Source organism: Tritonibacter litoralis (assembly GCF_009496005.1).
Taxonomy (GTDB): domain Bacteria; phylum Pseudomonadota; class Alphaproteobacteria; order Rhodobacterales; family Rhodobacteraceae; genus Epibacterium; species Epibacterium litoralis.
The window spans coordinates 306,296-320,214 of the sequence record NZ_WIBF01000002.1 but is presented as its reverse complement, the minus strand read 5'-3'; the positions used below and the strand labels follow the sequence as shown (position 1 = coordinate 320,214).

Annotated in this window: 13 protein-coding genes; 4 read left to right on the top strand and 9 right to left on the bottom strand. The window is 57.5% G+C overall.

All coding sequences use genetic code 11. The features are described from left to right. The first annotated feature begins 129 nt into the window (after positions 1-129). On the top strand, positions 130-2,046 hold the full coding sequence (locus GFB49_RS05745; protein ID WP_153214881.1) for an AsmA family protein: 1,917 nt from the start codon (positions 130-132) through the stop codon (positions 2,044-2,046). Positions 2,047-2,175: 129 nt separating this feature from the next. Here the strand turns inward: GFB49_RS05745 and kdsA are convergent, their stop codons facing one another. Genes kdsA through GFB49_RS05730 form a run of 3 tightly spaced genes read right to left on the bottom strand, consistent with a single transcriptional unit; the run spans position 2,176 to position 5,320 of the window. Continuing rightward, complete coding sequence (gene kdsA / locus GFB49_RS05740; RefSeq protein WP_153214880.1) at positions 2,176-3,009, bottom strand: 3-deoxy-8-phosphooctulonate synthase; 834 nt, start codon at positions 3,007-3,009, stop codon at positions 2,176-2,178. Between the two features lie 3 nt (positions 3,010-3,012). Continuing rightward, positions 3,013-4,683 (bottom strand): KpsE/RkpR family capsule polysaccharide export protein, encoded by a 1,671-nt coding sequence (locus GFB49_RS05735; protein WP_153214879.1) that lies wholly within the window; start codon positions 4,681-4,683, stop codon positions 3,013-3,015. After that, positions 4,661-5,320 (bottom strand): ABC transporter ATP-binding protein, encoded by a 660-nt coding sequence (locus GFB49_RS05730; RefSeq protein ID WP_153214878.1) that lies wholly within the window; start codon positions 5,318-5,320, stop codon positions 4,661-4,663. The genes GFB49_RS05735 and GFB49_RS05730 overlap by 23 nt, the downstream gene beginning before the upstream one ends. A 331-nt stretch (positions 5,321-5,651) precedes the next feature. On the opposite strand from GFB49_RS05730, the gene GFB49_RS05725 reads away from it, so the two are divergent. Both GFB49_RS05725 and GFB49_RS05720 read left to right on the top strand, forming a co-directional pair. Further along, positions 5,652-6,251 (top strand): uracil-DNA glycosylase family protein, encoded by a 600-nt coding sequence (locus tag GFB49_RS05725; protein WP_153214877.1) that lies wholly within the window; start codon positions 5,652-5,654, stop codon positions 6,249-6,251. Next, positions 6,248-7,039 carry an SseB family protein gene (locus GFB49_RS05720; RefSeq protein WP_153214876.1) on the top strand — a complete coding sequence of 264 codons (792 nt, stop codon included), beginning with the start codon at positions 6,248-6,250 and terminating at the stop codon, positions 7,037-7,039. Before GFB49_RS05725 ends, GFB49_RS05720 begins: the two co-directional genes overlap by 4 nt. A 253-nt stretch (positions 7,040-7,292) precedes the next feature. On the opposite strand, the gene yghU is transcribed toward GFB49_RS05720, so the two are convergent. Continuing rightward, positions 7,293-8,165, bottom strand: a complete 873-nt coding sequence (yghU, locus tag GFB49_RS05715) for a glutathione-dependent disulfide-bond oxidoreductase (RefSeq protein ID WP_153214875.1) — start codon at positions 8,163-8,165, stop codon at positions 7,293-7,295. 323 nt (positions 8,166-8,488) lie between these two features. Here yghU and GFB49_RS05710 point away from each other — a divergent pair, with 323 nt between their 5' ends. Continuing rightward, entirely contained in the window at positions 8,489-9,007 is a 519-nt protein-coding gene (locus GFB49_RS05710; RefSeq protein WP_153214874.1) for a YHS domain-containing (seleno)protein, read from the top strand. 174 nt (positions 9,008-9,181) lie between these two features. Here the strand turns inward: GFB49_RS05710 and GFB49_RS05705 are convergent, their stop codons facing one another. The 5 genes from GFB49_RS05705 to GFB49_RS05685 all read right to left on the bottom strand — a co-directional run bounded on the left by GFB49_RS05705 (position 9,182) and on the right by GFB49_RS05685 (position 13,795). After that, positions 9,182-9,868 carry a DUF2182 domain-containing protein gene (locus GFB49_RS05705; RefSeq protein ID WP_214644941.1) on the bottom strand — a complete coding sequence of 229 codons (687 nt, stop codon included), beginning with the start codon at positions 9,866-9,868 and terminating at the stop codon, positions 9,182-9,184. A 5-nt stretch (positions 9,869-9,873) separates the two neighbouring features. Then, a complete protein-coding gene (locus GFB49_RS05700) occupies positions 9,874-10,512 on the bottom strand; it encodes a DUF1326 domain-containing protein (protein ID WP_153214873.1) in 639 nt (212 codons plus the stop codon). A gap of 145 nt (positions 10,513-10,657) precedes the next feature. Next, positions 10,658-12,058: a TRAP transporter large permease gene (locus GFB49_RS05695; RefSeq protein ID WP_153214872.1), complete on the bottom strand. Its 1,401-nt coding sequence runs from the start codon at positions 12,056-12,058 to the stop codon at positions 10,658-10,660. An 11-nt stretch (positions 12,059-12,069) separates the two neighbouring features. Then, positions 12,070-12,702, bottom strand: a complete 633-nt coding sequence (locus GFB49_RS05690) for a TRAP transporter small permease subunit (protein ID WP_153214871.1) — start codon at positions 12,700-12,702, stop codon at positions 12,070-12,072. 82 nt (positions 12,703-12,784) lie between these two features. Continuing rightward, positions 12,785-13,795, bottom strand: a complete 1,011-nt coding sequence (locus tag GFB49_RS05685; protein WP_153214870.1) for a C4-dicarboxylate TRAP transporter substrate-binding protein — start codon at positions 13,793-13,795, stop codon at positions 12,785-12,787. Between the last annotated feature and the right edge of the window lie 124 nt (positions 13,796-13,919).

Genomic DNA, 13,919 nt, shown 5'->3' with positions numbered 1-13,919 from the left:
AAGAACGCAGAACGCCTCCCGCATTGGGGGGCGTTTTCTTTTGCTCTGTTTGGGTCTTATCACCGCTCTGTTATTGCCTTGCACCGCCCCCCTTTCTAAGCTGGGCCCAACAGGTGGCAGGAGGTCCCTATGCGGTTGATCATTCGCGTAATTTCGGCAGTTTTGGTAGCAGTGGCCTTGCTTTTGGGCGTGGTGCTTTTGCTTCCTGGAGAGAAGGTTGCAAATCTGGCCGCCGATCAGTTGGAGCGGCAAACAGGGCGCAAGCTGACCTTTGCGGGGCCGGTGCGATTTACCTTCTGGCCGATCCTTGGAATGAAAGCGGATGGGGTGACCCTGTCCAATGCCGAATGGGCTGGCGCAGAACCCATGCTGCGGGCTGAACGTCTGACAATTGGCCTTGCTGCGGCGGATCTGTTGCGCGGTGATGTGCGTGTGACTGAACTGTCTGCGATCTTGCCGCATCTGAACCTCAGCACGCGCGCCGATGGGCTCGGCAACTGGGTTTTGCAGACTGCATCTGCCGATGAAGCCTCTGGGCCTGAAACCGAAACAGACCGTGGATTTTCGGTCGAGCGGATCGCCCTCACAGGAGCCAGCATGCGATATGCGCCCTTTGGCGGTGACACTGTTGAGATGACCCAGATCGACCTGATGGCCGATTGGCCAGATCCAAACGGCACCGCCCATATCGACCTGACCCTGCGCCCCGCGGGCGCGCCGATCCGGATGCGGGGGGAGGTCGGCACCTTTGCACAGTTCCTTGATGGGATGGTGGCCTCGGTCGGCATGACGATCGAGACGCCAGGCGGCATGGCGCGATTTGATGGGAATGCGGATCTGACTGGCGCTGCACAAGGTCGGATGACCGCTGAAGCCTCCGATCTCAACGCTGTGCTGGCCGCTGTCGGACAAGACATAACCCTTCCTGCCGGGCTGGGTCCAAACGCGCTGCTGGCGGCGGACATGACCTATACAAGCGAAGGCCAGCTGAGCCTGCGGGACATGACTGCAGGTCTTGGCACCAATCAGCTGCGTGGCGCTTTGGATCTGAACACGGCTGGCGAACGTCCAAAACTGACGGCTCAGTTGACGGCAGATGCGCTGACCCTGCCTTCTGATACCGGGACAGCAGCGCAGTCCGGGGACACGGCTTCGACCTGGCCAAAGGAGGATTTGGATGCCAGCGCGCTTGGTCTGTTGGATGCGCAGGTCGGGCTACGGTTTGACAGCCTCTCTGCCGGGGATCTGACGCTTGGGGCTTCGGCGTTGACCGTCACGATCGACCGGTCTCGCGCTGTGCTGGATATGCAGCCAATGCGCGCTTTTGGTGGAACGATCACGGGAGAGCTGGTGGCGAACAACCGCAGTGGCCTGTCGGTTGGTGGCTCAGTGTCCTTTGACGGTGTCCGCCTGGAACAAGCGCTGGGGCAAATGGCCGGGTTCGACAATATGAACGGCGCGCTGTTGGGAGAGGTCAAATTCCTTGGCGTCGGCAATTCCGTGGACGCGATCATACATTCATTGTCCGGGCAAGGGTGGTTCGAAGTTGGCAAAGGCTTCTATACCGGTTTCGACCTTGAGGCCTTGATGCGGTCCGGCGGCGGCAATGGCGGCAGCACGGTGTTTGACAGCCTGTCGGCCAGCTTTGCCATCGCGGATGGTATTGTGCAAAACAGCGATCTTTTGGCGCAGATAAAAGGGGCCGAGGTCACCGGCGCCGGTCAGATTATGCTGGGCGCGCAAGCGCTTGATTACACGTTCAAACCGACGCTGGGCGATGGTGACACAGTCCTGACGATCCCTGTCAAAGTCACAGGCCCCTGGGCGGATCCGAAAATTCGCCCCGATCTGGAAGGGGCACTGCGTCCGCGTCTGGAGGCCGTTGAGACCGAGATCAAGGAAGAGGCCAAAGAACAGCTACGCGAGAAGATCGCAGAGGAGCTGGATACGGAAGTTGCCCCAGAGCAGGATCTGAATGACGTGCTGAAAAACCGGATTGAACAGGAAGCCAAAGAGCAGCTGTTGCGGCTTTTGGGCGGCAATTGATCAACTCAGAGCGCGCGTGAGTCTCGGATCCGCGCGCAAAGTTGCCCCAAAACGCAATCGCGCCCGCCAAAGGCGGGCGCGCTGGTCGTCTGCCACAGGCAGGCGAAACCCCTCAAGGTCACATAAGCCTTAGATTACAACCGGCTTAGCCTTGGCGATCTGGTCCAGCTGCATCAGCGTCTCAATCAAGCCAGCCATTTGATCCAGGTAGATCATGTTCGGCCCATCACAAGGCGCGTTGTCCGGGTCCTGGTGGGTTTCAATAAAGATTGCGGCCACGCCGATTGCCGCCGCTGCACGGGCCATCACCGGCGCAAATTCACGCTGTCCACCAGAGGAACCACCGCGACCGCCGGGCTGTTGTACCGAATGGGTGGCATCCATCACCACGGGATATCCGGTCTGCGCCATGATCGGCAGCGACCGCATATCGGCCACCAGCGTGTTATAGCCAAAGGAGGCACCGCGTTCGGTCAGCAAAATCTTGTCGTTGCCGGTGCTCTCGATTTTGGTGGTGATGTTCTCCATCTCCCACGGGGCCAGGAATTGACCTTTCTTCACGTTGATGACCGCGCCGGTTTTGCCGGCGGCCAGCAACATGTCGGTCTGGCGGCACAGAAACGCGGGGATCTGCAGGATGTCGGCAGCGTCTGCAGCCAGGGCGCATTGCGCCTCGGTGTGGACATCGGTCAGTACGGGCACGTCAAATTCTTTGCGGATGCCATCCAGAACCGCCAGACCCTTGTCGATGCCAAGGCCGCGCTTGCCCGACAGGGAGGTGCGGTTGGCCTTGTCATAGGAGGCTTTGAACACATATTGCGCCCCGGCTTTGGTGCAGGCCTCTTTCAGCGTTCCGGCAATCATCTGCGCGTGATCGGCGCTTTCCAATTGGCATGGACCGGCAATGATGGTCAGCGGTTGATCATTGCCCAGGGTGATACCGGCGATGTCGATGTGTTTCATATCTTACGATGAGACCTGTTCTCGGAGAATGGATGCAGTCAGGCTGCACATCAGATAAATACCGGAAAAGATCAAGAAGGCCAAAACCGTATTTTCAAACTTCCTCGGATATGACGGTTCTTCGCTTGCAACCGGCGCGACCGAGGTGGTCAGATACCGCACCTGGCGGTTGGCTTCCATGCGGGTGGTGTCAACTTGTTGCAAGGCTGACTGCAGGATCAGATCGCGGGTTGCGAGATCCGCCTGGGCCATTTGGATCTGCACCCGTAGATTGGCCAATGAGTTCTCGCCCGCAGAGGCGTCAAGCATTTTGGAGTTCAACTGCGCAATCACGGCTTCCAATCGGGCTATATCCCCCTCCACGCCAGCCACTTTGGCGCGGTTCGGGCGCGAGTTGTCCTGCAATGCGGCCAGTTCCAAAAGTTTTTCCTGCAGTTGCAGCTCAAAGGTCGAGATTTGCGACCGCAGCGAGGCGATCACGCCTTCCGGGTCAAGGACGGACCCCTGTTGCTGCAGGATCACCAGTTGCTGTTGGGCCTCGCGGCGTTTGGCTTCAGCATCAGACAGGGTGGCTTCGGCATCCGCCATCTGATCGCGTCGTTTTTGCTGCGACAGGTTGTTCACACGTTCCTGCGCATAAGAGATCAGCTGGCGCGAAAAGGCCGCTGCAACGTCTGGATCGGCGGCTGTGACCTCCATGCGCACCACGCCTTCGGTCGGGTCATAGCCAATTTTAACGTTGCGCCCGTAGGTTTTATAGGCCTCTTCATTGCTGGCCTCGGGATTAAGCCTTTGGATCGGGTCGATCCATTCCTGTTTGAAATGCGTGGCAAATCCAATCTCATCGTCCAGGCGCAGCATCGCCTCTTTGGATTCCAGATAGCTTTGGACTGCGATCGAATCCTGGCTGGTGGCAAACTGCGTGCCACTGAACAGCCCGCCCACAGCGCCTGACGCGCTGTCGGCTTTCAGAACCAGAAACTCAGATTTGGAGGAATACATCGGCGTGGCGACCGAGTAATAATAATACCCGGCCACAATTGTGGGAGCAAAGACGAAAAAGCTCAGCCGTCCAAGGAGCAGGCCCAGACGACGGCGACGGCGGCGACCGATGTCGCGCTGGATTTCGCGGATTTCACGCGCGCGTCGCTCGGCGGGGCTCAGCTCGGTTGATGGCAGCGTGGTTTTACCCGCGGGAATGGTCTGTGGCAGTTGCACCGTGCCCGGTGCCGTCGGGACGCCTGCGGGCTGCGCTTCGTTCTTAGGAACCACCAGCTCCAACATATTGGCATGTTGAAACGGGTCGATCCCCTTGGTGCGCAACAGGCGCACGGCGTCAAAATCCGAGGTCGGCGAGAGCCCGTGTTTTTGCGCCAATCGCCGCGCCATACGCAGCTGACGCCCTGTCAGCCCTTCTTTGCGAATGGCGTCCAGATCGGTGTCCATATTGGTCTCGCGGCGGCTGCTGACCATGCCGGCCATGACTTTGTTGCCGCTTGCCTGTGATTGCTCTGGTCCTGCGTTCGTGCCTTGTGGCGCAGAAGGATCCATTTGGGGCGTCGACGCAGCAGACGGCGGTCCCGGCACTGCACGTGGTGTTGCAGCCTCCGGCGGCGCTGCAGAAGAGGCAGAGCGGCGAATTCTGAACTTTTTAGCCTTGGGTTTCATAGTCATAGAGCTGCTTCGCTTCTTCCAAGGTTTCAAACATATAAAGCTGCCCGTCCAGCAGCACAGCGGCGGACCGCGCGAATTTTTCCAGGGTTTTGGCCTGGTGCGACACAATTACAATTGTCGTGGTGGCCAGACGTTCCTGCAAAATGGCACCCGCCTTTTTGTTAAACTCCACATCCGTGGTGCTCGGCATGCCCTCGTCGATCAAATAGATGTCAAAATCCAGCGCCAGCATCAAAGAGAAGTTGAAGCGCGCGCGCATGCCGGAAGAATAGGTGCCCACAGGCTGGTCGAAATATTCGCCGAGGCCACACAGCCAACGGCAATAGGCTTCCACATAATCGGGATCCAGACCATAAAGCTTGGCGATGTAGCGTGCGTTTTCCATCGCCGACAACCGGCTGACAACGCCACCCATAAATCCAAGTGGAAAAGACACCTTGCAGCCGCGCCGGACTGTGCCTTCGTCGGGTTTTTCCAGCCCAGCCATCATATTGATAAGTGTGGTTTTACCTGTGCCATTGGGGGCAAGAATGCCAATGGAATTGCCGAGTTCAACGCGAAACGACACGCGGTCAAGGATCACCTTGCGCTGTTGGCCCGTCCAGAAGGACTTGCTTACGTTTTCAAACTCCAGCATGTGCCATGCCCGATACTGCTCTGATCGTCCCGTCTGGGGCTATTGAAGGTGTTCTGACCGTTGGACAGACTCTCTCTTGGTGGAGAGTAGCCGCAGACAGTTAACCAGTTATAAGGCGAATTTGTTTTTATTATGTCCAATTCTCGCCAAATATTTCAACGCCCCATTAACCCTTTTGTCACATTCAGCGCGTGGAGGGAACGGCTGGGAAAGGATCGGGCCGACATTGTCTGCTACACAGGCTCGTGATCTCCTGCGGTTTTGCGGTTTCATCCAGAATGATCCTTGGCATAGTCCAGCCGACACCACGCAAGAGGTTGGAGCTTGACGAATGCAGGACAATGCGGATCCCTTGGTCTCAGAGATCGCTGCTTGCCGAGCCTGCGCGGACCGCTTTGCTGCCACACACACAGGTCACAGGCCAAATCCGGTGGTGTGGTTTCGCTCCTCCGCACGGATCTTGATCGCGGGACAAGCGCCCGGATTGCGGGTCCATGAAATTGGACGCCCCTTTGCGGATGCCTCGGGTGACAGGCTGCGCGCGTGGTTGGGCATGTCGCCGGATCAGTTTTATGAACTAAGCCGGGTTGCTGTGGTGCCGATGGCCTTTTGTTTTCCAGGTTATAACGCAAAAGGCTCAGACCTGCCGCCGCCGCCGCAATGCGCACGCTTGTGGCACGATAAGGTGTTCGAAACGCTTCCAAATATTCGCTTGCGCATTCTGGTCGGCGGCTATGCGCAAAAGTTTCACCTCAAGCTGCGCGGCTCGGTGACAGAGACCGTGCGCAATTGGCGGGACATTGGGCCGGACGTCTTCCCCTTGCCACATCCGTCCTGGCGCAATACGGCTTGGCTCAGAAAAAATCCCTGGTTCGGGGAAGAAGTGTTGCCTGCCTTGCGGGCGCGGGTAAAGGAAGCGATGGGCGAATGACGGAACAAACGGCGTTGGATCTGGCACATGCAGCCATGGAGGCCGCACCGCAGGATGAGGCAGCACGGCTGCGGTTTTTTGAGCGGTTGGCCGACAGTGAGCTGTTCTTGTTGCTGGGGGCCGAACCGGAAGGTGAAAAAATCCAGCCCGAAGTCTTTCCCACCGAGGAAGGTGAATTTGTGCTGGTCTTCGACCGTGAAGAGCGCCTCGCGGAGTTTGCGAGCCGAATTGTGCCTTATGCATCGCTCTCAGGGCGGATGATTGTACAGATGTTATCAGGATCCGGCATTGGGCTGGGCGTCAATCTGGATGTCGCCCCGTCTGAGATGCTGGTGCCCCCTGATGCTCTGGAATGGCTGCGCCAGACGCTGGAGCACAATCCAGAAGAGGTTGAGGCGGGGGTGGAAGAGATTCTGGCACCGGCCGGTTTGCCCGAAGTCCTTCTGACAGCGCTTGACGCAAAACTGACCACAGCAGCTGGACTGGCAGAGAACGCCTATCTTGTTGGACTGCATTATGAAGGCGGCGGCCAAGGGCATTTGCTGGGGTTTGTGAATGCGCAATCCGGCGCGGAACCTGCCTTGGCACAGGCTGTCTCTGAAGCTCTGACATTTTCTGGCATTGAAGCCGGGGCTTTAGATGTTGGTTTTTTTGCGGCAAGTGACGAGATTGCAGGAAAACTGGCCCGTGTGGGTTTGCGTTTTGAGTTGCCCAAACCCGTTGAGCCATTGGGTCAGGTGCCAAGCAAACCGGGCAGCGATCCAGACAAGCCACCGCGTTTGCGATAAGTTGAGGCGTTCGGATTGTGGTGGGGTTACCACGTGTTGTGATCAAGTGCCCACAACAGAGAGGCTCTCCCGCCCGTCATCCGCTTTTTTGCAAAAGCGTCTTCCCGTTGGGCGTAGCGCCGCGCCTTTGGCGCGGCGCTACGCCCAAGGCCGCCAGAGACGGGTGATAACATCACCCGTCTCGCGGGCGCGGGAGCGCTATGTGGGCGGTACAGGACTGTCCTTTGCGAGCGAACCTGCTCGAGCGAAAAGCTTACGCTTCTTCGCTTTCCAGCTTGTCCTGCGTTTTGGTTTCAAAATCAGCAGCGGAGTGGCGTTCATGCAGCTGCTCGCTCAACTCGCCCCAGCTGCGGTTCACCATACGGCCCCGTTGAACGGCCGGGCGTTCTGCGATCTGTTTTGCCCAACGCATCAGGTTTGGATAGGATTCTACGTCCAGGAACTCTGCCGCATCATAGAGTGTGCCCAGAACCACAGCGCCATACCACGGCCAGATTGCCATATCGGCGATCGTATACTCTTCACCCGCGATATAGGTGTTGTTGGCCAGTTGCTTGTCCAAAACATCCAGTTGGCGCTTGATTTCCATGGTGAAGCGGTTGATGGCGTATTCAAACTTCTCTGGCGCATAGGCATAAAAATGGCCAAAGCCGCCGCCAAGGTAAGGGGCCGAGCCCATTTGCCAGAACAACCAGTTCATTACTTCGGTACGCGCGGACCCGTCTTTGGGCAGAAACGCTCCAAATTTGTCAGCCAGATGCACCAGGATAGAAGCGGTTTCAAAGACACGCACAGGTGCGTCGCCACTGTGATCCATCAAGGCTGGGATTTTTGAGTTCGGGTTCACCTCGACAAAGCCAGAACCGAACTGGTCGCCGTCCCCGATTTTGATCAACCACGCATCATATTCCGCGCCGCTGTGACCAGCTTCCAGCAGTTCTTCAAGCATGACAGTCACTTTGACGCCATTTGGCGTTGCCAGCGAGTAGAGCTGGAAAGGATGGTCCCCAACGGGCAGCTCTTTGTCATGGGTCGGGCCAGAGATGGGGCGGTTGATGCTGGCGAATTTACCGCCGTTTTCCGCGTCCCAGGTCCAGACCTTCGGAGGGGTATATGTGTCTGTCATCGTGTTCGCTTTCTTGAAACCCTGTCTGTGTTGCGCGCAACCCGTGGCGGCGCCTATTCTCACATAGGCACTGTGCTGAAAATTCCAATGACTGGAAGCTTTGTCCAAGCGATTTCGCAAAAATTTGTTCTCGCTCACATCAAAATGCTGCAGCACACATATTACGAAATCCTCACAAGCGCTCTTGGGGGGACACAGAGCTGTGAGCCCCCCTTCGCATCTGTGACAAACCGCATATTGTTCTTTCATGATATCGCGAGCCGTTGGCTCGGTTTTAGGAAATTGAAGTTAGACCCTGACGCATCTGAAAGAAGGACGCTGAAATGAAACGTTTTGCTCTGGCCGCTGTTGCGGCATTTGCCCTGGCCGTGCCTGCCTTTGCCGGTGACCAATACATCGACGAAACCGGCTTTGCGGTTTCTGGCTATGATGTTGTGGCCTATCGCTCGCTGACCCCGAACGCAGTTGGCACACCGCAGCCGCTGGCCGTTCCTGGCTCGTCCGAGTACACTGCGGAATATAATGGCGCGACCTTTGCCTTTGCGTCCGCTGAAAACCGTGACCTGTTCAAATCCAACCCGGCACATTACGCACCGCAGTACGATGGTCACTGCGCCTATGGTGTATCCCGCGGTGGTAAAGTTCCAGCGAACCCGCATCTGTGGCGCATCGTTGACGACAAACTGTACCTGAACATCACCAAAAACGTTGTTACTTTCTGGGAAGAAGACATCCCGGGCAACATCAACCTGGCCGAAGACAACTGGGTTGGCATCGAAGCAAATGATGCATCGGGTAACACGATCCCGAACTTCACCTCGCCGGCGCCTTCCAAAGGCTAAGCCTGAGCGCAGAACAGTTTTTGGAAACCCCGTCCGGATGTGGCGGGGTTTCTTCCGTTATGTCGCCAGAAAGACAATTCCCCAAAGGATCAGGGCTGCGCCAGTCATTCGCGCCAGGCTTCGCCCCCAGGGGGTAAGCTTTTCCAACGCGACATATCCCGTCAGAGCGCAGATCTAATAAAGGTTCATAACCCCGCCGACAAACAGCAACGCCATCAGCGCCCAGCAACAGCCAAGGCAGAACGCCCCGTGCAGCAACCCCAACCGCAGCGCCCCCCGAGGGCCCGGCCGGTAATAGCGGGTGAGGATTGCCGCAGGGGATTGACATTGGACCAAGCAGCGATCTTTGAGCGGGGTGAATTGAAACAAGCCCGCACAGATCAATAATACCGCGCCGGGTGTTGTTTCAATCAATGTCATCATTGTGGTGGAGACCAGCCCCAACCCTTCGGCTCCCCAATGCAACAGGGTTGCCACCAGGCTGAACGCCGCCCACGCCAGAAGATAGCCAAGCAGGAACAACATCATGTGCGGCGTGCCAGAGCCACAGCCACGTTCCATCAACCGAGTATACAGCAAAACCGTGGGCGCGACGCTTGGCAGCATCATGGCCACCATCATGACCCACCACATCAGAAACACCAGGCCGAGGTAGCCGAGGCTCCAGGAGCCGGGCACACGCCCACCTGGCATATCACGCATATTGGACATGGCGGTCATTTCCAGCGCGGACATTTTCATGCCCACACCCATCACCGTATAAACAGCTGCCAGGGCAAACAACAGCGCCATCAAAACGATGGCCAGCATCCGGTTCTGATGCAACACACGCTCGGCCCAAGAGGGGCGCATATTAGCCATTTTGGTTACGCGGGATCTATCACACCGGTGGAAGAGAGGTGGATCTCAACCATATGAGCGTGGCTATCTTGGTTATGGTCCAGTTGAATGGCACCATGGGTTTTGGTGGTGGCCCGAGCCACTTCTGCCACGCGGAACTCAAACCCATTCGGCAGGTCGATCCGGGCGCGATGTTCCGCTCCGGTTACTGGATTGACCAACGGTTCAGCCTTGGTTTCAAACACGTCTGGCACATGGATGTGCCCTTTGCGGGCGTCCAGGTCGATGGCGATGTCAATGGGTTTAAACAGCGTCTCCAGCTTGTTCGGAGACATTGCGGAAAAGACCCACCACATGGTCGCCATGTCTTCGGTATCTTCACCGGTGAAAATACGTTGCAGGGCCTCGCGCTGGGCGGTGCTCGCGCTTTGGTCAATCACGATCTGCATGGTGCCGTTGCCTTGATGGATCGCGCCGGGCCATTTCAGAACCATCGCCGCGCGGGTTCCAGCCAGATCGGTGTCGCCATGATGGCCGCTGTCGAATTTGAAACTTGCCGTCGCTTCGCAGGTGCCATGGGTCGGCAGTGCCATGAACTGACAGGGACACCCTGTGTCACAGTTGCAATTTGCCAGTTCGTATCCGTGAAGTTCCCAATGTGTCATGACGAAGTCCCCCCTCACGTCTGTTCCTCAGTTTGAATGACACACAAAGTAGAACGGCGACCCGCTTCGGCAAATGAGTGGCGCGGCACAAGTGCAAAAGACCCGCGCTGAGGCGCGGGTCTCGGTTTTTAAATCTCGCTTGCGATTAGGCGAGGCTTGGCAGCCACAGCACGATACCCGGGAAGGCAACCAATGCGGCGATGGTCAAAGCATCGGCGACAAAGAATGGCGTGACCCCTTTGAACACGTCCTGCACGCTCAGATCATCGCGCACACCCGCCACCACAAAGCAGTTGAGGCCGATGGGCGGTGTGATCAGGCAGAACTCGGCCATTTTCACAACCAGGATCCCGAACCAGATCGCGCACATTGGGCCAGACATGCCAAAGGTGCTGTCCGCTGCAGAGACAAACTCCCCACCGTTAAGAGCCATCACCGCCGGGTAGACCACGGGCAGGGTCAACAGCAGCATGCCAATGGCGTCCATGAACATCCCCAGAACCGCATAGGCCAGCAGGATACAGATCAGGATCAGCATGGGAGACATGGTTAGCGATGTAATCCAATCGGAGAACGCTCCGGGCAGGTCCGCAAACCCCAAGAACCGCACATAGATCAGAACACCCCAGATGATGGTGAAGATCATGACTGACAGTTTTGCCGTCTCTAACAATGCGTCCTTCAGCTGTGACCAGCGCATACCGCGATAAAGCGCCATCAGAAAGACGACAAAGGCCCCGATTGCGCCACCTTCAGTTGGCGTGCCCCAAGCGTCGCCGCCAAAGGGGTTATAGACAAACAGGACAATTGTCGCGACCACGAACAGGATTGGCAGGGCCGGGGGTAGGGCAGTGAACCGCTCCTTCCACGTGAAGCCAGACACCGCGGGACCAAACCCTTTGATCGTCAGCGCCATGCCAATGATCAGGCCACCGTAGATCAGCGCCGAAAACGCGCCAGGGACAAAGCCCGCCAAGAGCAGCTTGCCCACGTCTTGTTCCACGATAATCGCATAGATCACCAGGATCGCCGACGGCGGGATCAGCGAAGCCAATGTGCCACCTGCAGCCACGACACCCGCGGCAAAGCGTTTGTCATAGCCGATTTTCAACATCTCGGGGATGGCGATCCGGGCAAAGACAGCCGAGGTTGCAACTGATGCCCCTGACACTGCCGCAAAGCCTGCGGTGGCAAAAACGGTTGATACGGCCAGACCGCCGGGCACCCAGGCAAACCAGCGTTTTGCGGCCTCAAACAGCGCCTTGGTCAGGCCCGCGTAATAGGCCAGATAACCAATCAGGATAAAGGTCGGGATCAATGACAAAGCCTGGCTTGAGACTTTGGAATGGGGGACCTGGCCAGCGGTTTTGACGGCAACGGTCAGCGCCTTGCCAAAGCGGTCGGGGTCATATCCAAACTTGGCCCAGAAGATCCAGATCAGGCCAATCATACCGGCCAGACCGGCCGCAAATGCCACGCGCATGCCCAAGACCACAAGGACCAGCAAACCGCCCGAGACAACGAGCCCAATTTCAATAGGTTCCATCAGCGTTGTCCTTACTCTTCTTGGCTCGAGACATGCTCGGCTTCCATCGCAGCCTGAGTGGCTGCATCGGCAATCATCGGAATGGCCACCGGTGTCGAGGATGGGGTGAAAAACGCCCGCGCATAGCCCCAAAGCTGCAGAACAAGTCGCAGGCACAACACGGAAAATGCCACGGGTGCCAAAAGCTTCGCAGGCCAGATCGGCAGGGCAATGTCCATCGAGCTGTCACGGCTCCACATCGGAGCGGCAAAATCAAAGCTGCGTTGGAAATGCGCCCAGGTGCCCCACACCAGCAGCACCATCAGCAACAGGATGGCGAGGGTTGTGATGAATTCGACCAGATACAGCGCACGGCCGCGCAGGGCGCCAACCAGCATATCCATTCGGATATGGCCCCCGTCACGCTGGGCAAAAGACGCGCCCATAAAGGCGATCAGCGGCATTGCCTGTTCAATCCAGTCCACATAGCCGGGCAAAGGGGCGTTGAACCCGTTGCGCCCCGTGACAGATACCACCGCCAGCATCATCAACGAAAACACCGCCAGACCGCTGAGCAGTGCAAGGATTTTTTCAACACCATAAAGCCGTTCGTCCAAACGGCTAAGGATACTGTCATCCGACAGCACCAGAGAGGATCCGGCCATAGCGGGTCGCTCCTTACTTTTTTGGATACAAAAAGACCCCCAACAGACCGGTCAGGTGCTGTCGGGGGCAAAGGTGCAATTATCAGCTGCCAGAGGCGATCATGCCAGTGACCATGTCATAGAGCTCTTGGGCGGGCAGTCCGCGCGCAGTGTTCTCTTCGATCCAGGCCTGAGCGGCAGGGGCTGCAGCAGCGTCTTTGAACGCGGTGATCTCGTCTTCGCTGAACGTCACCTGGGTGATGCCGCGTTCGTCCAGTGCGGGGCCCCAAGCATCCATTGTTTTGTTGTTATAGTTATAGATGTAGTAATCCAGCGCCTCAGGCACGGACTCCAGCAGCACCGCGCGGTGCTCATCAGACAGATCGTTCAGCGCGTCAGTGTTGACGACAACCGGGCAGTTCAGCGTGCCGGGGTTCAGGTTCGCGGTCCACCAGGTGCCGTTTTCGATTGTGCCAAAAGACATATGCGCATGCGGGGCAAAGCTTGCCGCTTTGATCACGCCGCTGTCCATCGCTTGACGCACTTCAGTTGCCGACATCGAGGTCGGAACCGCACCAATGGTCTCCATCGCGGCACCGATACCACCGGTTGCGCGCACGGTCAGACCTTGGAAGTCATCCAAAGTGGCAGGGACGTCGCCCACACCCACAATGTTGTATTGCGGCAGCGGCGACGGCATCAGCAACGTTGCATTCCAGCGGCCCAGATCGGCGACAACCGCTGGGTGCTGATAAACTGCCATGGACAGGGCAACTTCTTGCTCCAGCGAGGTCACGCCCAGGAACGGCAGCTCCAGCACGGTGATCGACGGGTTCTTGTCGCGGTGATAGCCCGCGCAGAACTGCGCCATTTCAAAAGCACCGATTTCGATGCCATCCAGGTTTTCGCGGTTTTTGGACAGGCCGCCATAGCTGATGTTCAGTGTGAACTCACCGTTGGTCTTTTGGTCGACCAGCTCAGCCAGTTTTTCAACATGTTCGGTAAAGGCGCGACGTTTGCCCCACAGGGACACGTTCCATTCGGCGGCCATAGCTTCACCAGCAAAGGCAACAGTCAGCGCAACAACGGCGGTTTGAGACAGAAATTTTTGCATTGGTTCTCCTCCCAGATGCAGTTTGGGTTCTCGAGCGACAGTTTCAAAAAACCAAATGGGTTTGGCTATGAAGGAAATCGCGCGTCATACAGAAGAACCCCTGCGGCTTTCCGCAGGGCGCAAA